The organism is Enterobacter sp. FB, from assembly GCF_000805795.1.
Lineage (GTDB): Bacteria > Pseudomonadota > Gammaproteobacteria > Enterobacterales > Enterobacteriaceae > Enterobacter > Enterobacter roggenkampii.
Window position 1 is genome coordinate 1,681,848 of sequence record NZ_JSZC01000013.1, and the last position, 21,853, is coordinate 1,703,700.

23 protein-coding genes and 1 pseudogene are annotated in these 21,853 nt (G+C 54.8%); 10 read left to right on the plus strand and 14 right to left on the minus strand.

All coding sequences use genetic code 11. From position 1 onward, the window contains the following. Positions 1-3: 3 nt before the first annotated feature. The 13 genes from pgmB to pspA all read right to left on the minus strand — a co-directional run bounded on the left by pgmB (position 4) and on the right by pspA (position 12,361). Positions 4-669 (minus strand): beta-phosphoglucomutase, encoded by a 666-nt coding sequence (gene pgmB, locus PI91_RS14970; protein ID WP_025913062.1) that lies wholly within the window; start codon positions 667-669, stop codon positions 4-6. Next, positions 659-2,938, minus strand: a complete 2,280-nt coding sequence (locus PI91_RS14975; protein WP_039266511.1) for a glycoside hydrolase family 65 protein — start codon at positions 2,936-2,938, stop codon at positions 659-661. The genes pgmB and PI91_RS14975 overlap by 11 nt, the downstream gene beginning before the upstream one ends. Next, positions 2,932-3,990 (minus strand): Gfo/Idh/MocA family protein, encoded by a 1,059-nt coding sequence (locus tag PI91_RS14980; protein WP_088728495.1) that lies wholly within the window; start codon positions 3,988-3,990, stop codon positions 2,932-2,934. The genes PI91_RS14975 and PI91_RS14980 overlap by 7 nt, the downstream gene beginning before the upstream one ends. A gap of 11 nt (positions 3,991-4,001) precedes the next feature. Continuing rightward, positions 4,002-4,790, minus strand: coding sequence for a sugar phosphate isomerase/epimerase (locus tag PI91_RS14985; protein WP_039266513.1), 789 nt, complete (start codon positions 4,788-4,790; stop codon positions 4,002-4,004). A gap of 17 nt (positions 4,791-4,807) precedes the next feature. After that, complete coding sequence (locus PI91_RS14990) at positions 4,808-5,860, minus strand: zinc-binding alcohol dehydrogenase (RefSeq protein ID WP_039266514.1); 1,053 nt, start codon at positions 5,858-5,860, stop codon at positions 4,808-4,810. A 28-nt stretch (positions 5,861-5,888) separates the two neighbouring features. Next, positions 5,889-6,731 (minus strand): carbohydrate ABC transporter permease, encoded by an 843-nt coding sequence (locus tag PI91_RS14995; RefSeq protein ID WP_008501243.1) that lies wholly within the window; start codon positions 6,729-6,731, stop codon positions 5,889-5,891. Then, the gene (locus tag PI91_RS15000; RefSeq protein WP_008501242.1) at positions 6,718-7,599 is read right to left on the minus strand and encodes a carbohydrate ABC transporter permease; all 882 of its coding nucleotides are present in this window, start codon (positions 7,597-7,599) and stop codon (positions 6,718-6,720) included. The genes PI91_RS14995 and PI91_RS15000 overlap by 14 nt, the downstream gene beginning before the upstream one ends. Before the next feature lie 22 nt (positions 7,600-7,621). Continuing rightward, a complete protein-coding gene (locus PI91_RS15005; protein WP_039266515.1) occupies positions 7,622-8,914 on the minus strand; it encodes an ABC transporter substrate-binding protein in 1,293 nt (430 codons plus the stop codon). Positions 8,915-8,928: 14 nt separating this feature from the next. Continuing rightward, positions 8,929-10,626, minus strand: coding sequence for a sugar phosphorylase (locus PI91_RS15010; protein ID WP_039266516.1), 1,698 nt, complete (start codon positions 10,624-10,626; stop codon positions 8,929-8,931). A 196-nt stretch (positions 10,627-10,822) separates the two neighbouring features. Further along, the gene (pspD, locus tag PI91_RS15015; protein ID WP_023292260.1) at positions 10,823-11,047 is read right to left on the minus strand and encodes a phage shock protein PspD; all 225 of its coding nucleotides are present in this window, start codon (positions 11,045-11,047) and stop codon (positions 10,823-10,825) included. Between the two features lie 12 nt (positions 11,048-11,059). After that, a complete protein-coding gene (gene pspC, locus PI91_RS15020) occupies positions 11,060-11,419 on the minus strand; it encodes an envelope stress response membrane protein PspC (RefSeq protein WP_008501237.1) in 360 nt (119 codons plus the stop codon). Next, positions 11,419-11,643 (minus strand): envelope stress response membrane protein PspB, encoded by a 225-nt coding sequence (pspB, locus tag PI91_RS15025; protein ID WP_008501236.1) that lies wholly within the window; start codon positions 11,641-11,643, stop codon positions 11,419-11,421. The genes pspC and pspB overlap by 1 nt, the downstream gene beginning before the upstream one ends. A gap of 49 nt (positions 11,644-11,692) precedes the next feature. Next, on the minus strand, positions 11,693-12,361 hold the full coding sequence (pspA, locus tag PI91_RS15030) for a phage shock protein PspA (RefSeq protein ID WP_021240283.1): 669 nt from the start codon (positions 12,359-12,361) through the stop codon (positions 11,693-11,695). Positions 12,362-12,527: 166 nt separating this feature from the next. Here pspA and pspF point away from each other — a divergent pair, with 166 nt between their 5' ends. Then, a complete protein-coding gene (gene pspF, locus PI91_RS15035) occupies positions 12,528-13,502 on the plus strand; it encodes a phage shock protein operon transcriptional activator (RefSeq protein WP_039266517.1) in 975 nt (324 codons plus the stop codon). Between the two features lie 76 nt (positions 13,503-13,578). After that, positions 13,579-14,001 (plus strand): hypothetical protein, encoded by a 423-nt coding sequence (locus PI91_RS15040; protein WP_039266925.1) that lies wholly within the window; start codon positions 13,579-13,581, stop codon positions 13,999-14,001. 26 nt (positions 14,002-14,027) lie between these two features. Here PI91_RS15040 and PI91_RS15045 read toward each other — a convergent pair. After that, positions 14,028-15,148, minus strand: a protein-coding gene (locus PI91_RS15045) for an IS3-like element ISSen4 family transposase (protein WP_085950818.1) whose coding sequence is annotated in 2 segments (ribosomal slippage) — positions 14,028-14,890 and positions 14,890-15,148 — 1,122 coding nt in all. Because the reading frame shifts where the segments join, the coding sequence is not laid out codon by codon here. Between the two features lie 72 nt (positions 15,149-15,220). On the opposite strand from PI91_RS15045, the gene PI91_RS15060 reads away from it, so the two are divergent. The 8 genes and pseudogenes from PI91_RS15060 to sapF all read left to right on the plus strand — a co-directional run bounded on the left by PI91_RS15060 (position 15,221) and on the right by sapF (position 21,731). Continuing rightward, the gene (locus PI91_RS15060) at positions 15,221-15,685 is read left to right on the plus strand and encodes a hypothetical protein (protein ID WP_232764413.1); all 465 of its coding nucleotides are present in this window, start codon (positions 15,221-15,223) and stop codon (positions 15,683-15,685) included. Between the two features lie 91 nt (positions 15,686-15,776). Continuing rightward, positions 15,777-15,992 carry a hypothetical protein gene (locus tag PI91_RS15065; RefSeq protein WP_021240286.1) on the plus strand — a complete coding sequence of 72 codons (216 nt, stop codon included), beginning with the start codon at positions 15,777-15,779 and terminating at the stop codon, positions 15,990-15,992. A 195-nt stretch (positions 15,993-16,187) separates the two neighbouring features. Beyond that, positions 16,188-16,385: pseudogene (locus PI91_RS26455) on the plus strand (site-specific integrase); the annotation flags it as partial. A gap of 66 nt (positions 16,386-16,451) precedes the next feature. Then, positions 16,452-18,092 carry an ABC transporter substrate-binding protein SapA gene (gene sapA / locus PI91_RS15070; protein ID WP_008501231.1) on the plus strand — a complete coding sequence of 547 codons (1,641 nt, stop codon included), beginning with the start codon at positions 16,452-16,454 and terminating at the stop codon, positions 18,090-18,092. Continuing rightward, complete coding sequence (gene sapB, locus PI91_RS15075; RefSeq protein ID WP_008501230.1) at positions 18,089-19,054, plus strand: putrescine export ABC transporter permease SapB; 966 nt, start codon at positions 18,089-18,091, stop codon at positions 19,052-19,054. The genes sapA and sapB overlap by 4 nt, the downstream gene beginning before the upstream one ends. Next, a complete protein-coding gene (gene sapC / locus PI91_RS15080; protein WP_039266518.1) occupies positions 19,041-19,931 on the plus strand; it encodes a putrescine export ABC transporter permease SapC in 891 nt (296 codons plus the stop codon). The genes sapB and sapC overlap by 14 nt, the downstream gene beginning before the upstream one ends. Then, positions 19,931-20,923: a putrescine export ABC transporter ATP-binding protein SapD gene (gene sapD, locus PI91_RS15085; protein WP_008501228.1), complete on the plus strand. Its 993-nt coding sequence runs from the start codon at positions 19,931-19,933 to the stop codon at positions 20,921-20,923. Before sapC ends, sapD begins: the two co-directional genes overlap by 1 nt. 1 nt (position 20,924) lies before the next feature. Beyond that, on the plus strand, positions 20,925-21,731 hold the full coding sequence (sapF, locus tag PI91_RS15090) for a putrescine export ABC transporter ATP-binding protein SapF (protein WP_008501227.1): 807 nt from the start codon (positions 20,925-20,927) through the stop codon (positions 21,729-21,731). Positions 21,732-21,853 lie beyond the last annotated feature (122 nt).

The window sequence follows — 21,853 nt, forward strand, 5'->3', positions numbered from 1 at the left end:
TTATCAATACGCCCGGGAGGCCCAGAAATCGGTCAGGCATTTCCAGGTCAGTTCCTGCGTCGAATGAAGCTGTAGTCCCGCATGGGCCAGGCCTGAGCCAATCCCGACCGACAGCATGCCCGCCGCGTTGATCGCCGCCACGCCCGCGGGCGCATCTTCGACCCCAATGGCCGCCTCGGGGCGGACGTCCAGGCCTGCACACGCGGCGAGGAAGATCTCCGGGTCCGGTTTTGAACAGACGATACGGGAAGCATCGGCGCAAAAATCAAAGGCGCGATGAATACCCAGGGCATGCAGTATTCCAGGAGCGTTGAGGGAAACGGAGGCGAGCCCAATTTTGACCTTCGCCGCCCGAATGTCCGCCAGCACCTCCCGGATGCCCGGCAGCAGCGACGCCTCGGTCAACGACGACAGCGATGCGACGTAGAGCGCATTTTTCTTCCCCGCCAGCGCCAGGCATTGTTTGTCGTCAAACGCCCCCTCTTTCCCACCGTGTCGCAGGATCCGCTGCAGGGATTCCATGCGGCTAATTCCCTTCAGCTCCTCGTTAAACACCTCATCAATAGTGATGCCGATCTCCTGCGCGACCGAACGCCAGGCGAGAAAATGGAGATGCGCCGTATCGGTGATGACCCCATCAAGATCGAATACAACAGCTTCAGGCTTCATGGCTGGCCTCCGTGGTAGCGGTCCCATTAAAAGACGTAAGAAATTCCCTACGAGACAGTGCCTGCCGCTCCGATACGCATACCGTTTTTCCCCACAGGGTTAACGTGACGGGCGCGGTGGTCTCGATGGTTAAAACGTCATTTTCAAACGTGAAGTGCAGGCGAGCGTTCTGCCAGCGCAGCGGGAAGGCAAGTTTTCGCCAGCGAGCGGGTAGCTTCGGCGCAAGGTGCAGCTCGCCCTCAACAATCTGCATGCCGGCAAACCCCTGAATAACGCCGGACCAGATAGCCCCCGTGGCAGCGGCATGAATACCGTCATCGCTACTGTGCGGATCGTCGCCCAGATCGATAGCCACGCCAGCGCGCCAGAAGGCGTAGGCCCCTTCCGTATCGCCACAGCGGGCGGCCACAATGCCGTGAATAGCCTTGCTCAGCGAAGAGTCATGGATCGTACGTGGCTCGTAAAACGCCAGGTTGGCCGCGCACTGGGCGGGGGTAAATTTCTCCGGCAACAGGTAGTTAAGCATCACCACGTCAGCCTGCTTGAGGATCTGCATCTCGTTAACTTCCGCGCGAGAGTAATCCAGCAGGATGGTCTGCTTACCCGCTTTGGCTTTATAGCGGCTTAAATCGATCGCCGGTTTCGCCATGAACGAATCGTCCTGCGGGATAACTCCCCCGGCGTCGGCTTCCGGCAGCCACAAGCGCGCCAGGAAGGTGGTCGCCTTCTCCATGAAGCAGGCATCTTCACGCTCAAACATCGACATAAACCGACATGCGCTGGCCACGTTGTACCAGGCCAGATAGTTGGTGTAGGCGTTGTTATTCACATGTTCGGTGTATTCGTCCGGCCCAATCACATCATGAATTTCCAGGCGCCCGTTAATCTCCGTAGCGCGGCCCATCCAGAACGTTGCCGTCTCCACCAGCAGGGTCAGCCCTTCATTGCGCATAAATGCGTCATCACGCGTGGCCTGCCAGTAGGCCACAACGGCCCAGGCAATGTCCGCTACGATGTGGTGTTCGGCCAGGGCGGAGGCCACTTTCTGCCGTAAGCCCGTACGGATGTTGATGGCTGCAAACTCCGGCGTCTCCTCTTTGCCGCTTGCGGCGCTCTCCCACGGGAACAGCGCGCCCGGCCAGCCGTTGCGGCGGGCTTTTTCCCGGGCCCCGGCCAGGTTCAGCCAGCGATAGCGCAGCAGGCTGCGGGCCACCTGCGGACGGGTGAAAAGATGGAAAGGCAGCATGAATATTTCGGTGTCCCAGAAGACGTGGCCTTTATACCCCTCACCGGTCAATCCCTTAGCGGCAATGCTGCTCCGCTCATCATGGGCTGGCGTCATGGTGGTCAGGTGCCAGACGGCATAGTCCAGCGCCATCTGATCGTCAGGGGCTGCAGAAGCCACTTCCACCCGGGCATCACACCATACGTCTTCCCATGCACAGGCTGAACTCTCCAGCAGCGAGGCATATCCCCTTGCCGCACAAACCTTGAGATCCGCCAGCACGCCGCGCGCAAAAGATTCCTGCGACAGGGCTTTATCGCTGCGATGGGCCACCCAGACCAACTTATCCAGCGTGACAGTGTCACCCTGCGGTATCGTCAGGGAATAGTGAGCAGAGAGCCGACGATTTTTAGCGGTAAAGCAGCTTTCGCTGTCGGCTGATAGCTGACAAAAAGCCGAGATAACAACGTCAGAGTCACGGTCCTGTGTTTCATACACACCCTGCATATAGTGCTGGTCGAATACCCTGACAGAAATTTCATCCAGATGCTGACGGCCGGTATTGGTTTGTGTGGCATCAATACCGGTTTTCATCACCACCTGCGAGGCTGCATCAAGCGGGGTGATCGCAAGCTGCATGGCCACAAGCGGCAGTTGATCGAGAGAGACAAAACGACGACTCTCCAGGCGATAGCGCTTTCCGTTGGGCGAGCGCCAGACAACGCGGCGATGCAGCTCGCCATTGGCAAACGCCAGCTCGCGCTGCCACTCAAGAATGTCCCCGGACAGAAGGGTAAAATTCACCCCGTCCAGCTCAACCTCGATACCGGTGATATCGGGCAAATTGATCAGCTCAGTGGTCTCGTTACGTCCCGCCTGGTGATACAAGCCCGCAAGATACATCCCTCGGGTTTGCTGGGTGTAATCTTCTTCATGCGCAGCGCGAATGCCCATGTAGCCGTTACCGCATGCCATAATGGACGCGTACTTATTCAGACTGTGCGGACAAAAGCCCGGATCGGTTAATACAGACACGCTCAGCATAATGTTACGCTTTCTCCTGTTTCTGCCGACTGATAAAGCGCCGCGACAAGCTGCTGAATCACCAGCCCCTGTTCAGCATCTGCAATCATTACGGGCTCTCCCTGCACGTGGCGGACAAAGGCCTCCATGCTGCGTAAATGGCGCTGATCGTCAGCCTCTTCACGCTGTATCAGGGTCTGTAACGCCCCGGCGTCATCCTGATAAATATGTGCCGGGAAAAGCGTCGCCCCCGCCTTTTCACCGCAAAACGCGACATTCATGATCGACTGCTCGCGGATATTCAGCGCGAACGAGGTGTCCAGACGCAAAATGCCGCCGTTGCAGAATTCGATGGTGCCAAACAGGGCATCTTCCACCGTAAACTGAGCAGGATCCCACTCGCCAAACTGGCCGCTGCTTTTCCGGGTTCCCAGCCTCTGGAAACCGTGCGCCGTGACCCTTTTGACCGCCGGGAAACCCAGCACGTACATCGCGGCATCCAGCATGTGAATACCGATGTCAATCAGCGGCCCACCGCCCTGCAGCGCTTTGTTAGTGAAGACGCCCCAGCCCGGCACGCCGCAGCGCCGCAGCGCCTGCGCCGAGGTGAAGTAGATTTCGCCCAGCGTTCCGTTCATCACGGCCTCGCGCAGCAGCTGCGTGTCGAGCGCGAAGCGGTGATGAAAATCATATGCCAGCACCTTCCCCGCCTTGCGTGCGGCCATCCGCATCTCATCGGCCTCTTGCGGCGTCATGGCAGGCGGTTTTTCGCACATCACATGACAGCCGGCCTCCAGCGCCGCCATCACATGCTCAAAATGGAATCGGTTTGGCGAACAAACGCTCACCACGTCCGGCTTAACCGCCTCCAGCATGGCGCACGCGTCCTGCCACGCCGACGGTATGGCATGGCGCTCCGCAAAAGCCTGTGCCTGTTCGAGGCGGCTGTCCATGACAGCCACCATCTGAACATCACTGCGCGTGGCGTAATACGAGGCATGCACTTTGTCCGCAACCTGCCCGGCGCCAATGATGGCGACGCGCAGTGGCGACGTTGTTGAAGCACTCATCACGCTCGTCATCCTTAGCATTCGCGTAAATAAGTGAGTGAATCCCGGTAAGCCTGAGCGGGGTCCTCAGCGCGTACGCGGCATTCGTATACCACATAGCCCTGGTAATTATCCGCACGCAGCTGATTGAACAGGCTGGCAAAATCGAGGCTACCGCTTCCCGGCTGATAACGGTGATTATCGGCGATGTGCACATGGCCTAGCAGATCGCGGTGCTGATGCAGCGCCTCCGTCAGCGAATCTTCTTCAATGTTCATATGATAGAAATCGCCGATGATCTGCACATGCTTGAGGCCGTTCTCTTCGATATAGCGTCGTGCGTCAGCCAGGGTGTTGATCATATGATCCTGATAGCGGTTCAGCGGCTCCAGGTAGACGGTGGTTCCGGTGCGCGCGGCCACCTCATCCAGCCAGCGCAGCGACGCACTCACCGCTTTGCGGTCGCCTTCCAGGCTGCGTGGAGAGGTCATCGGCGGCAAACGGAAGGTAAACATTCCCCAGGCTGCAGGCACAATAATGCCCTTGCCGCCCACTTCGGCCAGGGCTTCCAGAATGCGTTCAATCTGCGCTAAACCGTTCAGACGACGTTCTTCGATAAAGTCACCAATCCAGCCATCGTATCCGCCGCAGGCGGTCGTGACCGGCAGGCCGGTGGCCTTAATCGCCGCTTTCACCTCGGCGAGATTTTCCACCAGCAGCTTGCCGTCAATTTCATAGCCATCGAAACCCATCGCCTTGATGTACTCGAATTTCTCCAGGATATTGCCCGGGAAAAAGGCCTGATTTTGTGTTGCGATTTTCATGAGTTGCTTTCCTTAGCTTAAAAAGTGACGCCCATTTTGATGCTCAGTTCCGGATGCTGATCCACATATTTCATGTAGCTTTCAGCGCTGCTGGTGAAGGTCACGACCGGGTCGATCAGATCTTCACAATTCAGATAACCGTTCATCAGCAGTTCCCAGCAGGTCTCTTCAATACGCTTGCGGCTCCAGCGCGGGTAATCCGGGTTTGGCTCACTGCAGGCGCGGGAGAAGACAATCTTCGCGTTGTTGAAATGCGCTTCACGCCCCAGGTTAAAGCCTGCTGAGAACGGTTTAGCGAACGCAACGTAGGAGATGGTGCCGCCGTAGGCGAGGCCGCGCAGCGCGGACTGCAGCGCATCGGCAAAGCCGCTGGTCTCGATGATCACGTCCGCGCCCTGCTTCCCGGTCAGCTTTTTAATTTCCAGACCAACGTCTGTGCCGATTGGGTTCAGGCAGTGGTCCGCACCGTGACGACGGGCGATCTCGCAGCGGTGTTCGATCGGATCAACGCCGATAACAACTGACGCGCCCGCTTTTTTCGCCAGCTGAATCGCAATCTGTCCGATGGCTCCCAGGCCGACCACGACAACAAAGTCGCCCACGCGGACGTTGGCATCACGCACGCCGCTCATGGCAAACTGTGCCGGATCGTAGCAGACGGCGTTCTTCCACGAGGCGCCCTGCGGCATTTTGCGCAGCTTGTAGTTGTTGACGGCATTCACGATAACCGTCTCCTGCAGCGGACCGTAGCAGCAGACGCGATCGCCAGTCTGGTATTCCGTGACGTCCGCACCGCATTCAATAATGTCGCCAACAATCATGTTGCCCAGCTGGAACTTACCGAACTCGATTCCGCGCGCTGCGCCCTCTTCACGCGGCGTGAACATCTGCCACTCCGCGTTGAACTCTTCATCGATAAACGGGCTTGCGGCGCGGAAATCGACCACTTCAGTGCCGTGCTTCGGGGCACCAAAGCGGGCACGAATTTTCACTTCATGTGCTTCCACAGCACGATCTTCATATTCCACCAGCGCCGCCACGCGTGGCGCTGTCGCAATTAATTTTTTCATGATTGACTCCTTGTTAAAATTGGCCGCCTCAGCCCTTCACGCCACCGGCGGTCAAACCACTTTTAATAAAACGTTCAGACAGGGCGTACATAATGACCACCGGAAGTGCCGTCACCAGCGATGCCGCCATCATGCGACCCCAGATATAATCGGGTGTGCTAAAGAGCGTGTTCAGCCCGACCGGCAAGGTGAAGTTGCTGGCGCTGGACAGGAAAATGGACGCAAACAGATAGTCGTTCCACGCCACCATGAAGCAGTAGACAAACACCGATACGAGCCCGGATATCGCCAGCGGTACGGTAATACGGAAGATGATTTGCAGGCGGTTAAGGCCGTCCATCATCGCGGCCTCTTCTATTTCGTCCGGAATGGTGTCGAAGTAGCTGCGCAGCATGAACACCGCCGTCGGTAACGTCTGCGTCACCATGGTGATAATCAGCGCCAGCTCGGTGTCGTAGATCCCCAGCGCGGTGATGATTTTGAACAACGGCACCACCAGCAAGATGCCGGAGAACATGTAGACGGTGTAAAAACTCGCGTTGATCGTCGTGCGTCCCTTAAAACGCAGCTTGGACAAGGCGTAAGCGCCCAGCGTACCGAGAAACACGGCAATCACCGATGAGGTCAGCGACACCACCATGCTGTTTCGGAAGTAATCCACAAACGGGAAGATCAGCGGGTTAAAGATGTCGATGTAATGCTGCAGCGTCCACGCCTGCGGCAGAATGGTCGGATGCAGCGAGATCGCCTCTTTGGCGCTCTTGAATGACGTCATCAGCATCACGAAGAACGGGAACAGCGTGATGATCAGAAATACCGCCAGCCCGAGATAAAAACCAATACGGCTCAGTACGCGTTTATTTGTTGCCATTGAGGTTCACCCTTTTTCTGGTCAGCAGAATCACAGCGAAGATGATCACGAACAGCACCACAGAAATGGCCGCTGCTTTACCCAAGTCGTTGAAAGCGAAAGCGGTTTTGTAAAGATAGACGCCCAGAATATCGACCTTCGTGGTCAGCAGGTAGACGTCAGCAAACATGTAGAACATCCAGATGGTGCGAAGCGTGACCACCGTGGCCAGCACCGGCATAATCGCGGGCAGCGTGACGATCCGAAAACGTTGCCAGGCATTCGCGCCGTCCATTTCCGCCGCTTCATACAGGGATTTATCAATGGTCTGTAAAATCGCCAGGAATGAGATAAATGCGTACGGGAAGTAACGCCAGATCGCGAACAGCACCACCAGTACGAAGCTGCTGTTCGGGTTGTCGAACCATAGCGGCGCCTGGTCATACAGATGCAACAGGTCTACGCCCAGATAGTTCACGATGCCGTAGCCGTTGTTGAACATGTATTTCCAGGCAAACACCAGCGAAATAGACGGCGTGACGTAGGATAAAATCACCAGTGAACGTGCCGTCTTACGCAGGCGAAACTCGCGATTAAAGAAGATGGCCACGGCCAGCCCCAGCACCGTGCTGCCAATCACCACCAGCGCGGTGTACCAGAAGGTCATCCACAGCGAGTGCCAGAAAGCGGCATCGCCGAGGATGCGAATGTAATTGTCCAGGCCGACAAACACGGCGCTAATGCGCGGATTGAGCGGCAAGCGTAAAAAACTGATTTCAATATTGGAAATCATTGGCCAGGCCACCAGGCCCCCCAGCAGAATCAGGCTGGGGGCCAACAGCAGCATGGCGAAAGGCATATCTGAACGACCAGAAAACAACGTCTTCATAATTTCCTTCCGCAGAGCGCTCCTATCGTTGTGTAATGAGATCAGTCAGTCGCTTCTGGCTGCTGCTTAACGTTGTGTTAAGGTCCTTCTGCCCCACCGTGACGTTATGCACCATGGAGCTGATAATGCCGGAGCCCGTCACGTCGCCCATGCGGGTGAAGTTTTTATCCCCAACCGCGCCAAACACCTGCACGTTCGGGAACTGTGCAATCAGCTCATAAGGCAACTGCCCAAACGCTTTAATCACGTCGTTGTTTTTCCAGGTATCCGTGCCCACCACCCCTTTGTTTACAGGCAGCGCCGCGCCCGGCGACATCATGACCCAGTCCGTCGCGTTTTGAGCCTGTTCCATCCAGGTAACAAACTTCTCGGCCGCTTTGGTCTCCTCTTCGGTTTGTCCGGTGGTGATCGTCAGCGAGGTGATCATGCCGTACACCGCTGATGAGTTTTCAGTCGGGACAACGAAGCCCAGGTTGGCAGGGTTTCCGTCCTTGTAGACGGCGGGCAGGATGTAGGTGGAGTAAACCGCCATCGGCGCAGAACCGTTCATGAAGGCGTCTTTGATCTCCATAACATCGTTCGAACCCGGCATGGTGGTCGCAGCCAGCGCTTTATAAAACGCCAGCGCTTTGGCCATTTCCGGGGTATCGATGTCGACATTCCCTTTTGCATCAAACACGTTCGCGCCACCGGAAAGGGCAAACTGAGAGAACGACTGTTCGGTCATCACGCTTTCCGCAGTCGGTAACGCTATGCCGTAATGTTTTTTAGCCGGGTCGTTCAGGCGCTGGCTGGCTTGCAGAAGCTGTTCCCAGTTATGCGGCTCCTCAATGCCCGCCGCGGCCAGCACATCTTTGTAGTACCACACGCCAGAGAGCCAGGCGCTGATCGGCACGCCCGTCCAGGCTGCGCCGTCTTCCGTGCGGACAACGCGCAAGATGCCGTCATAGAAGGTGTTTTCCCCCACCGCCTTAATTGCTTCAGCGATTGCGTCACGATCCAGAAGCTGTTCTTTATCCATCACTTTTGCATAGTCATGGCTGACCTCAATCACTTCAGGCAGCGCGCCGGTTCGCGCCAGCGTAATCACCTTGGTGTTGTAGGCATCCTCTTCTACCGGTACCTGTTTTATCGTGATGCCCGGATTCTCTTTCTCGAATTTTTCGATCAGTTTCGTAATAACGGCCTGACGCTCCTGCTCTACCGACGAGTGCATAAACTCAATGGTGACAGAGGACGCTTTGTCATCCTTACAGCCTGATAACAGGGCGCACGAAACCAGTGCTGATATCAGCACAATTCTGGGTATTTTCATGTTTAAGGTCCTTTTTAGTTTTCTTTAATCCACAATACCTGCCATGGATTTAGGATCAGAGTCGTGTCGGTAATATCTTTTCTGCTAATCAATTCCCTTCCCGAGTGAATATCGGACTCAATCGTTTGAGAATTATCACTGAAATTAAACAGTGCTGTTATTTTCTCACCACAATCCGCCACGCGGACAATTTTTAAAACATGCTTCCCTGACGTACTGAAATAAGCCTCACTGTCAGGATGGAATGCTTTTTCCGCCCGGCGCAATACGATTAACTGACTTAACGCACTATAAACCTGATAACGGAGACTATTTTTATCTTCAAGCGCGCAATCAATTTGACCCGCGGCATATTTTTCACGATTTATCGCACGGTTATATCCCAGACGCTCTACGCCATCATAATCATTACGGGAGCCGAGAATACTCTGAATATAAACTGCAGGCACGCCGGGGAAGCTTAACAGGACAGCGTGGGCCAGAATAAACCGGGCAATGCGTTCGCTATCATGACTTTCTCGCGTACTTAAGGCATCCAGATAGGTCACGTTAATTTCATACGGGCTTCGTGTGCCATCCGGGTTATTTTTACAGTTAACCAACGCACCTTCGGTCTGGAGCTTTTCTACAAGCGAGAGGATCTCCGACTCCGGTAAAATTCCGCGCAATGGGTTAAGACCAATGCCGTCATGCGAGGCCAGGAAGTTGAACCAGGTGGTTTTGGTGGAAGGCAACGCCAGCGACGCAGCCCACTGGCTCAGCGTGCTGACATCCTGGCTGTGCACGGCATGTAGCACCAGCGGAGGCAACGAGAACTGATAAACCATCTGCGCTTCATTTTCGCCGTTACCGAAGTAAGAGACGTTATCTTTATGCGGAACGTTCGTCTCGGTGATAATCACCGTGCCGGGGGCAACCGCCTCGGTAATGGCGCGGAAAAGCTGGATGAGCTGGTGGGTTTGCTCAAGGTGAATGCAGCTCGTTCCCGGTATTTTCCACATGAACCCAACGGCATCCAGTCGAATATACCGCGCCCCTTCAATAAGGTAATGCAGCAGCACGTCGACCATCGCAATCAGCACCTGCGGAGAGGCGAAGTTGAGATCAACCTGGTCCTCACTGAAGGTGGTCCACAAATGTCGTACGCTGCCATCATGAAGCGTGAAAGGCGTAAGAAGCGGTAAGGCACGCGGACGCGTCACCGCGGATAAATCTGTTTCAGGATCGACAGAAATAAAGAAATCATCATACCCCGGCATTTGCTTCAGGTAATTAGCAAACCAGGCACTTTTGGCCGACATATGATTGCAGACGAAATCAAACATCAAACTGGTTGATTGTTTTAATTCAGCAACGTCTCGCCATGTTCCCGTTTCAGGCGCAACTTCATGATAATCAATTACAGAAAATCCATCGTCCGAAGACCACGGATAAAAAGGCAAAAGATGGACATGAGAAAAAGAATGCGAAAGCCATTTGTTATAAAAACGTGTAAAAACAGGGAGTGCTTTCTCCCCTTTCGCGGAAAACTGATCGGCATAGGTTATCAGAACGATATCTTTTTCATCCCAGCCCATTTTACGCCTTTCCGTAATAACAGAGGCGGCCTTTTCAATATTTTCCAGCAGCATATGGAGATGTGCTTCAGAAAACGTTTTTCCATAAACAAGATTAATGAGTGCTTTAATTTTTTCGTTCACTTGATTTTCCATGGTAGCGGTCCCACGGAATGGCAATCTACTCCCATGAAAAATATCTGTCAACGGACCGGGCAGGAGAAAAATGCGATTGCAAAGCAGCTCAGCGCAATATTGTGAGCTGCCGCAAAGAAAGCAGGTGAAATGAGGAAGTGCGGGTCATCATCGCCAGCCCCTCTCCTTGAAGAGAAAGGGCTGCTGCGAGCGGAAACTACTGGGATAAGTAGCGGCGTGACAGCCGTTTCGCCACCTTTTGCAACAGCGGTTCGAGCGCCACGGCCAGTACCATTCTGACCGGCTTGCGGGCAACCGATTTAATCGCCCACCCCGCTACCCCAGCCGGACCGTAACGTAACGCGGTCATCAGGACCAGCTTACCTGCGATTTTCAGGCCGGGTTTTACCTTCTGACCGGCCTGTTGCCAGTGTTGTTTCATCTCTTTTCTCTCTTAAAGCTGACGGAAACGACTTCTCAGCGTAAAGGTATCGGATGTGACATAACGTTCCATTTCCCGTAACCGCTTCTCACCTGCGGCGAGTTGCGCATCCACAGCATTGAGGAGATCGCTGCTGGTGGGAGCGCCTTCCGCCGCCAGTTCTCCTTCCGGCATCGGGTCAAGCACAAACGACAACACGATGTACGCAACCAGGGTAATAAATGCCAGACCGAAGAAGATCGACAGCACCGTCACCACGCGTACCAGCTTAACCGGGACGTCAAGATAGTGAGCCAGCCCGGCGCAGACGCCGCGCACCATGCCCTGCTGTGGAATTCGCCACAGCTTTTTGTTCAGATTCAGTCCAGACATTAACGGTCCCTCCAGTTTGGATGTTCAGCATCCAGAATGGCTTCCAGCGCCTGAATGCGTTCACGCATTTTGTTCGCCTCATCGGAGAGCTGTATCAGACGCTGTTGTTCACTCTGGGAAAGTTCGCCCCGTGAGGAACGGTTGCTGTAGTGCAGCCATAACCAAATCGGCAAAACGAACAGCACGAAAATCGTCAGGGGAATAGCCAGAAAAAGCGCGCTCATGTGTACTCCTTGTCTTACGATGCGGCACGTTCAGGTGCCGCAGGCATTATTATTGGTTGTCTTGCTTCATTTTGGCTTTCAGTGCCGCCAGCTGCTCGCTGATTTCATCATCGGCCTTGAGGTCAGCAAACTGCTGATCCAGCGACTTCTGCTTACCGATACCGTGACTTTCGGCTTCCGCTTCCATCTGGTCGATACGACGCTCAAATGACTCAAAACGGGCCATCGCTTCATCCAGCTTACCGCTGTCGAGCTGGCGACGCACGTCGCGGGAAGAGCTTGCCGCCTGATGACGCAGGGTCAGCGCCTGCTGACGCGCGCGGGTTTCGCTCAGTTTGTTTTCCAGCTCGCCAATCTCTTTCTTCATGCGGGTGAGCGTGTCGTCCACCAGGGTCACTTCATGCTCGAGCGTCGCGACCAACTCTGCCAGCTTCTGTTTTTCGATCAGCGCCGCACGGGCCAGATCCTCTTTGTCTTTGCGCAGCGCGAGTTCTGCTTTTTCCTGCCATTCATTCAGCTGAGCGGTGGCCTGTTCAATACGACGCGTAAGCTGTTTTTTCTCAGCCAGCGCGCGGGCGGAGGTAGAGCGGACTTCAACCAGCGTGTCTTCCATTTCCTGAATCATCAGACGCACCAGCTTCTGCGGATCTTCCGCTTTCTCCAGCAGTGAGTTGATGTTGGCGTTCACGATGTCGGCAAAACGAGAAAAAATACCCATAATTGACTCCTCATAGTTCTGTTATTGGGCAATGCCCTGCTGTACAGATAATACAAATCTCATGCCAACTTTTTATCTTATTGATTTAACAAGAACTGATTGATTTTTATGCAGTAAAGAACTATTCTTACCTGGTGAATATCGCTAAGGAGTGGTTAATTTCATCATGCCCGGATACAAAGACAATTTACTCGGCGAAGCAAACAGTTTTCTGGAAGTGCTGGAACAGGTGTCTCGCCTGGCGCCGCTCAATAAACCGGTGCTGATTATCGGCGAGCGCGGTACGGGTAAGGAACTCATCGCCAACCGTCTGCACTACTTATCCGGGCGCTGGGACGGCCCCTTCATTTCCCTTAACTGCGCGGCGCTGAATGAAAACCTGCTTGATACCGAGCTCTTCGGCCATGAAGCGGGTGCGTTTACCGGCGCCCAGAAACGCCATCCCGGACGCTTTGAGCGCGCCGACGGCGGAACGCTGTTTCTTGATGAGCTGGCCACCGCGCCCATGCTGGTGCAGGAGAAACTGCTGCGCGTGATTGAATACGGCGAACTGGAGCGCGTTGGCGGTAGTCAGCCGCTGCAGGTGAACGTGCGCCTGGTGTGCGCCACTAACGCCAACCTGCCGGAGAGGGTGGCAGAGGAAACATTCCGTGCCGACCTGCTCGACCGCCTGGCCTTTGACGTCGTGCAGCTTCCTCCGCTGCGCGAGCGAAGAAGCGACATTATGCTGCTGGCAGACCAGTTTGCGATTCAGATGTGCCGCGAGCTCGGACTGCCGCTGTTCCCCGGCTTCAGCGATTATGCACGGGAGACGCTGCTCGCGTACCACTGGCCAGGCAATATCCGCGAGCTGAAAAACGTCGTGGAGCGTTCCGTCTATCGCCACGGCAGCAGCGAGACGGAGCTGGACAACATTATTATCGATCCTTTTCAGCGCAGCGCGCCGCCGTCCGCACCAACGTCTCGAGGCGACGCCCCTGCTCTTCCCCTTGATCTGCGCCAGTTCCAGCACGACCAGGAGAAACAGCTGCTGGAGCAAAGCCTGAAGATGGCGAAATACAACCAGAAACGGGCGGCTGAACTGCTGGGTTTGACCTACCATCAGTTAAGGGCATTGCTTAAAAAACATCAAATGCGCTAACAATATCAGCATTTAACAGCAGACATTTTACAAAACCAAGCCTGGATAACTGCTCCACTCCTTAGGACAACATACAATGCCATTCAATAATAAAAACATACTTATTACTTTCCTATCCCTCTGCTCATTTCAGACTTATGCCGCACAATGCACAGCGGAAACTTTCGCTAAAAACAAATTGAACAACCTCATCCTCCTGAACCAGCAGACAAGAACCGAAATCCCTAAGTCAGTCGAAATCACTGTTGATAGCCCTGATGGGTATATCCGCGCATCGGCTCAAAGCAACTTTGATCAATGCGGTGAACTCACTGGCAGCAGTGTTAAAGAGGTCAAAACCTCACCGGGACCGAAAAATGTTTTCACGACTACCAATGAAATTCAGTTAAACAGAACGGAATTTGGCTGGCGCATTCAGTTGGATGCGAACGGCGTAATAGTCGATAACAACAGTCAGAAGGCCACACAATTATATCGGCAGACGCTGGAGGGGATGTGACCTGCCCCCACGATTAGATACAACACTCAGTTAGTAACGTCGGAATCTTCATTCTCAGAATGACCCTTTCTCCAGCCCGCTGCAAATTCAGACGGTGTCTGATAATTCAGCGTGGAGTGCGGGCGGCATTCGTTATAATCCTGCCGCCAGTCATTAATAATTTTCCTGGCATGAACGATATCGCTGAACCAGTGCTCATTCAAACATTCATCGCGAAATCGTCCGTTAAAGCTCTCAATAAATCCGTTCTGCGTTGGCTTGCCCGGCTGGATTAAGCGCAACTCAACACCATGCTCAAAGGCCCATTGATCCAGTGCACGGCAAGTGAACTCCGGCCCCTGGTCAGTTCTTATCGTCGCCGGATAGCCTCGAAACAGTGCAATGCTGTCCAGAATACGCGTGACCTGAACGCCTGAAATCCCAAAGGCAACAGTGACCGTCAGGCATTCCTTTGTGAAATCATCGACGCAGGTAAGACACTTGATCCTGCGACCGGTGGAAAGTGCGTCCATGACGAAATCCATCGACCAGGTCAGATTGGGCGCCGCCGGACGGAGCAGCGGCAGACGTTCTGTTGCCAGCCCTTTACGACGTCTTCTGCGTTTTACGCCCAGGCCACTGAGGTGATAAAGCCGGTACACGCGCTTATGATTAACATGAAGCCCTTCACGGCGCAGCAACTGCCAAATACGACGGTAGCCAAAACGCCTGCGCTCCAGTGCCAGCTCAGTGATGCGCCCTGATAAATGCGCATCAGCAGCCGGACGGTGAGCCTCATAGCGGCAGGTCGACAGGGATAAACCTGTAAGCCTGCAGGCACGACGTTGCGACAGACCGGTCGCATCACACATCAACATCACGGCTTCCCGCTTCTGGTCTGTCGTCAGTACTTTCGCCCAAGAGCCACCTGAAGCGCCTCTTTATCCAGCATGGCTTCGGCAAGCAGCTTCTTGAGTCTGGTGTTCTCTTCCTCAAGCGACTTCAGGCGCTTAACTTCAGGCACCTCCATACCGCCATACTTCTTACGCCAGGTGTAAAACGTGGCATCGGAAATGGCATGCTTGCGGCAGAGTTCACGGGCGGGTACCCCAGCTTCGGCTTCGCGGAGAATACTGATGATCTGTTCGTCGGAAAAACGCTTCTTCATGGGGATGTCCTCATGTGGCTTATGAAGACATTACTAACATCGGGGTGTACTAATCAACGGGGAGCAGGTCAGATGTACCAGCTGAACAACAATGGACTTATCAGCCACGTGGTTAATCGTTCGATTATTGCGGCCACAAAACCAGGAGATAAAGATAAAACCACAGTGGGCGCAATAGACTACGTATTCAATTCATCAGGGTTGCTGGCAAGGGTGGTAAGCAAAGGAAGTTTGGCGATAGATAACTATACAACTGTATACAGCTATGATGACAATGATCGCCTGATCAAAACCGAGTCCCCCTCAACCATAGAAGAGTATACCTACGATAACGAGGGCCGTGATCTGTCCCTGAGCAAGACCCAGACGTATTTCACCATTGAAAAAAACCTGACAACGTGTGAGGAGTGGAACTCGCATGGAGAATGCACACGCGCCAATATGGATACCACGATTGTCCCAGCCGATCGGACGGGTAAACAGTATGTGGAAAAACATAAGGCCGTGATGACGACGAAATATGAATACTGGAACTGACCATTCAACCCGCCAAATAGGGTAGCCAAAATGGTATTGGAATCGAAATTGATGTTCGTGGTGTACCTGACTTCAGTAAATGTGGTGTGAGATGAAAATCATAATATTCGTTGTTTTACTTATTGCCAGTTTTATCCTCGTCCCGGACAGCTGGATTAATGATGTTTTCATGCAACATATCCAGATATCAGGCGATGGTGAAGAAGCCATGAATAACTATGATTTCACAGCAATTCTGATCAATTTTGGCCTGTCTGCAATGATAGCGTTTGTACTGATGATGCTTATGAAAGTGCTGAAAAAATGAACCAGGGTGGCAGGTACGCACGTAACAACAAAGTGAGCATTTTTACTCTATGCTATTTAGACTGTTCGTATGCCATTGCCTTACCCGTACTTGATCTGCTCTCAGATCTGGTGATAAACGGCCGCATTTTACCGGCTATTTTTCTTCAGAAAGTATGATCCCAGATCTGATAGCGACAACATGTCTTCCTGTCATTCACGGCATACATTCACAAGCTTGATGCTATCCGCCGGAGCGAATCCTTCGTTTATAGCGAGTCAGATGCGCCACGAAAATGCTAAGATAGTCCATGAGGTATATTCAAAGTGGATTGCAGGTATGAACGTGCATCGGGTTGTGACGCTGAGTGACCGACTGCAAACGTTACTGCCCCCATTATGCCCTCAGGCTTAAACGACACTGGATAATGTCGTTTAAAATTAGTAGGATAGCCACTTCATATATAATACCTTAAAAATTATGCGTCTGGTTTTATCGTCCTTTTTTGCACTTGGTCTGTTTAGCAGCCAGGCCTTTGCCGCGCCCGGGCAAACGCCGCAGCCTGACATTCGTGACAGCGGCTTCGTCTATTGCGTAAGCGGCCAGGTGGATACCTTCAACCCGCAAAAAGCGGGCAGCGGCCTGATTGTGGATACCCTTGCCGCGCAGCTTTACGATCGTCTGCTTGATGTAGATCCGTACACCTACCGTCTTGTGCCCGAGCTTGCGGAAAGCTGGGAAGTGCTGGATAACGGCGCAACCTACCGTTTTCACCTGCGCGATGATGTTGCGTTTCAGCGTACGCCGTGGTTTACCCCCTCGCGCAAGCTGAATGCGGATGACGTGGTCTTCACCTTCCAGCGTATCTTCAACCGCAATCACCCGTGGCATAACGTTAACGGCAGCAATTTCCCCTATTTCGACAGCCTGCAGTTTGCCGACACCGTGAAAAGCGTGCGCAAGCTGGACAACCGCACGGTTGAATTCACGCTGACGCGCCCGGATGCCTCATTCCTGTGGCATCTGGCAACCCACTATGCGTCCGTCATGTCGGCCGAGTACGCGGCGAAGCTGACGAAAAAAGATCGTCAGGAACTGCTCGATCGTCAGCCGGTCGGCACCGGTCCGTTCCAGCTGGCCGAATACCGCGCCGGGCAATATATTCGTCTGCAGCGCCACGAACATTTCTGGCGGGGTACGCCGCTGATGCCGCAGGTGGTGGTCGATCTGGGTTCCGGCGGGACGGGACGTCTGTCAAAACTGCTCACCGGGGAATGTGATGTGCTTGCCTGGCCCGCGGCCAGCCAGCTCACGATTTTGCGCGACGATCCGCGCCTGCGTCTGACGCTACGCCCGGGGATGAACATCGCCTATCTGGCCTTTAACACCGATAAGCCGCCGTTGAATAACCCTGCCGTTCGTCACGCCCTTGCGCTGGCCATCAACAACCAGCGCCTGATGCAGTCGATTTATTACGGTACGGCGGAAACCGCCGCCTCAATTTTACCGCGCGCCTCGTGGGCCTACGACGGTGAGGCTAAAATTACGGAATACAATCCGGCAAAAGCGCGTGAACAGCTGAAAGCGCTGGGCGCAGAAAACCTTACGCTGCAGCTTTGGGTGCCGACCAGTTCCCAGGCGTGGAACCCGAGCCCGCTCAAGACCGCCGAACTGCTGCAGGCGGATATGGCACAGGTGGGCGTGAAAGTGATCATCGTACCGGTAGAGGGCCGTTTCCAGGAGGCGCGCCTGATGGACATGAATCATGATTTAACCCTGACCGGCTGGGCCACTGACAGTAACGATCCGGACAGCTTCTTCCGGCCGCTGCTGAGCTGTGCGGCGATAAACTCGCAGACCAACTACGCCCACTGGTGTAACCGGGAGTTTGACGCCGTGCTGCAAAAAGCGCTGGCTTCCCAACAGCTGGCCTCGCGCATCGACGCCTATGATGAAGCGCAGAAGATCTTAGCCCAGGAACTCCCGGTGCTGCCGCTGGCCTCTTCCCTGCGCCTTCAGGCGTATCGCTATGATATTAAAGGCCTGGTGCTGAGCCCGTTTGGCAACGCCTCGTTCGCCGGCGTGTCGCGTGAAAAAGAACAAGAGGTGAAAAAACCATGATTATTTTTACCTTGCGCCGGCTCCTTTTGCTGCTGGTGACGCTCTTTTTCCTGAACTTTGTCGGCTTTAGCCTGAGCTATTTCACGCCCCACGCCCCGCTCCAGGGATCGTCGCTGTGGGATGCCTGGCTCTTCTGGTTTAACGGGCTGCTGCACTGGGATTTCGGCGTGTCCAGCATTAACGGGCAGCTGATTTCCGAGCAGTTGAAAGAGGTTTTCCCGGCCACGATGGAGCTGTGCATTCTGGCCTTCGGGTTTGCCCTGATGGTCGGGATCCCCGTGGGCATGCTGGCCGGGATATATCGCAACAAATGGCAGGATAAGTTTATTAGCGCCCTCGCCCTGCTCGGCTTCTCCATTCCGGTCTTCTGGCTGGCGCTGCTGCTGACGCTTTTCTTCTCGCTGACGATGGGCTGGCTCCCGGTTTCTGGCCGTTTTGACCTGCTCTATACGGTTAAATCGGTGACGGGCTTTGCCATCATCGACGCGTGGCTGTCCGATTCCGTGTGGCGTCACGAGATGATCGTCAGTGCCCTGCGCCATATGGTGCTGCCGGTGCTGACGCTGGCGGTTGCGCCAACAACCGAAGTGATCCGCCTGATGCGCCTGAGCACCATCGAGGTCTTTGACCAGAACTATGTCAAAGCCGCCGCCACGCGCGGACTGTCGCGCCTGACCATCCTGCGCCGCAACGTCCTGCACAACGCCCTGCCGCCGGTTATTCCGCGTCTGGGGTTACAGTTTTCCACCATGCTGACGCTGGCCATGATCACCGAGATGGTCTTTAGCTGGCCGGGCCTCGGGCGGTGGCTGATTAACGCTATCCGCCAGCAGGACTACGCCGCGATTTCCGCAGGGGTGATGGTGATTGGTTCGCTGGTGATTATTGTTAACGTGTTGTCCGATATTCTGGGTGCCATGGCTAACCCGTTGAAGCATAAGGAATGGTATGCCCTACGATAGCGTATACAGTGAAAAGCGCACGCCCGGTGTGCTGCGTACCGTGTGGCGTAAATTCTATGGTGATACCACGGCAATGATTGGCCTTTATGGCTGCGCCGGTCTGGTGTTGCTCTGTGTCTTTGGCTCCTGGTTTGCGCCGTACGGCATTGACCAGCAGTTCCTTGGCTATCAGCTGCTGCCGCCGTCCTGGTCGCGCTACGGAGAGGTCTCTTTCTTCCTGGGAACGGACGACCTCGGACGTGACGTGTTGAGCCGCCTGCTGAGCGGTGCGGCCCCGACGGTGGGCGGCGCGTTTGTGGTGACGCTCGCGGCCACGATCTGCGGGCTGGCGCTGGGTATTTTTGCGGGATCCACGCATGGCCTGCGCTCGGCGGTGCTTAACCACATTCTGGATACGCTGCTGTCGATTCCGTCTCTGCTGCTGGCGATCGTTGTGGTTGCCTTTGCCGGTCCGCACCTGTCGCATGCCATGTTCGCCGTCTGGCTGGCTATCCTGCCCCGCATCGTGCGCTCGGTTTACAGCATGGTGCATGACGAGCTGGAAAAAGAGTATGTCGTCGCTGCGCGTCTGGACGGCGCGACCACCTTCAATATCCTGTGGTTTGCCGTGCTGCCTAACATCGCGTCCGGGCTGGTCACCGAGATCACCCGCGCCCTGTCGATGGCGATTCTGGACATTGCGGCGCTCGGCTTCCTCGACCTCGGCGCGCAGCTGCCGTCGCCTGAATGGGGTGCGATGCTCGGTGACGCGCTGGAGTTAATTTACGTGGCGCCGTGGACGGTTATGCTGCCGGGTGCGGCCATTATGGTGAGCGTGCTGCTGATCAACCTGCTGGGTGACGGTATTCGCCGTGCAATTAACGCGGGGGTGCAATAATGCCGCTTCTTGATATTCGCAACCTCACCATTGAATTCAAAACCGGTGAAGGCTGGGTTAAAGCCGTCGATCGCATCAGCATCACCCTCGCGGAGGGTGAAATCCGCGGGCTGGTGGGTGAATCCGGATCAGGCAAAAGCCTGATCGCCAAAGCCATCTGCGGCGTGGCGAAAGATAACTGGCGCGTCACCGCAGACCGTATGCGGTTTGATGATATCGACCTGCTGCGCCTCTCTCCCCGCGAGCGGCGTAAGCTGGTCGGGCACAACGTCTCGATGATTTTCCAGGAGCCGCAATCCTGTCTCGACCCGTCCGAGCGCGTGGGCAAACAGCTGATGCAAAACATCCCCGGCTGGACCTATAAAGGCCGCTGGTGGCAACGCGTGGGCTGGCGCAAGCGTCGCGCCATTGAGCTTTTACACCGCGTCGGGATCAAAGATCACAAAGATGCAATGCGCAGCTTCCCGTACGAGCTGACCGACGGTGAATGTCAGAAAGTGATGATTGCCATCGCGCTGGCCAATCAGCCGCGTTTGCTGATTGCGGATGAACCGACGAACGCGATGGAGCCCACCACGCAGGCGCAAATCTTCCGCCTGCTGTCGCGTCTTAACCAGAACAACAACACCACCATTTTGCTGATCAGCCATGACCTGCAAATGCTCAGCAAATGGGCGGATAAAATTGATGTGATGTACTGCGGACAAACGGTCGAAACCGCGCCGAGTGAAGACCTGATCACCGCGCCGCACCACCCGTATACGCAGGCGCTAATCCGCGCTATTCCCGATTTTGGCAGCGCCATGCCGCATAAGAGCCGCCTGAATACCCTGCCCGGGGCGATTCCGCTGCTGGAATCGTTGCCGATAGGCTGTCGTCTGGGGCCGCGTTGCCCGTATGCGCAGCGTAAATGTATCGAGACGCCACGCCTGACCGGGGCCAAAAATCATCTTTACGCCTGTCATTTCCCGCTGAACATGGAGAGAGAGTGAAATGGTCGAAACCTTGCTGGAAGTCCGCAACCTGAGTAAGACCTTTCGCTACCGCACGGGGCTGTTTCATCGTCAAACTGTCGACGCGGTAAAACCGCTCAGCTTTACCCTGCGTGAAAAACAGACCCTGGCAATCATCGGCGAGAACGGTTCCGGGAAATCGACCCTGGCGAAAATGCTTGCCGGCATGGTTGAGCCCACGGCTGGCGAAGTATTGATTGACGATCACCCTCTCACGTTCGGGGATTACTCTTTCCGCAGCCAGCGCATCCGCATGATCTTCCAGGATCCGTCGACCTCGCTCAACCCGCGCCAGCGCATTTCGCAGATCCTCGATTTTCCGCTGCGTCTGAACACCGACCTGGAGCCCGAGGCGCGCCGCAAGCGTATCTTCGAAACACTGCGCATGGTTGGGCTGTTACCGGATCACGAAAGCTACTACCCACACATGCTGGCACCCGGCCAGAAACAGCGTCTGGGTCTGGCGCGTGCGTTGATTTTGCGCCCGAAAGTGATCATTGCTGACGAAGCGCTTGCCTCGCTGGATATGTCGATGCGTTCGCAGCTGATTAACCTGATGCTGGAACTGCAGGAAAAACAGGGCATCTCGTATATCTACGTCACCCAGCATCTGGGGATGATGAAGCACATCAGCGATCAGGTGATGGTTATGCACCAGGGTGAAGTGGTCGAACGCGGCAGCACGGCGGATGTGATGGCCTCCCCGCTTCACGAACTGACAAAACGGCTGATAGCCGGTCATTTCGGTGAAGCATTGACGGCCGATGCGTGGCGCAAAGATCGGTAAACAAACGTTGCACCGCTTAATAAGGATTAAATAGCCTTAACACGCTGTTTAATCCTTAACTTTTTCATCTCCATAGCTGCTCCATATTCTCAGCAAAATACATCAACAGTTCTTCTCCAGAA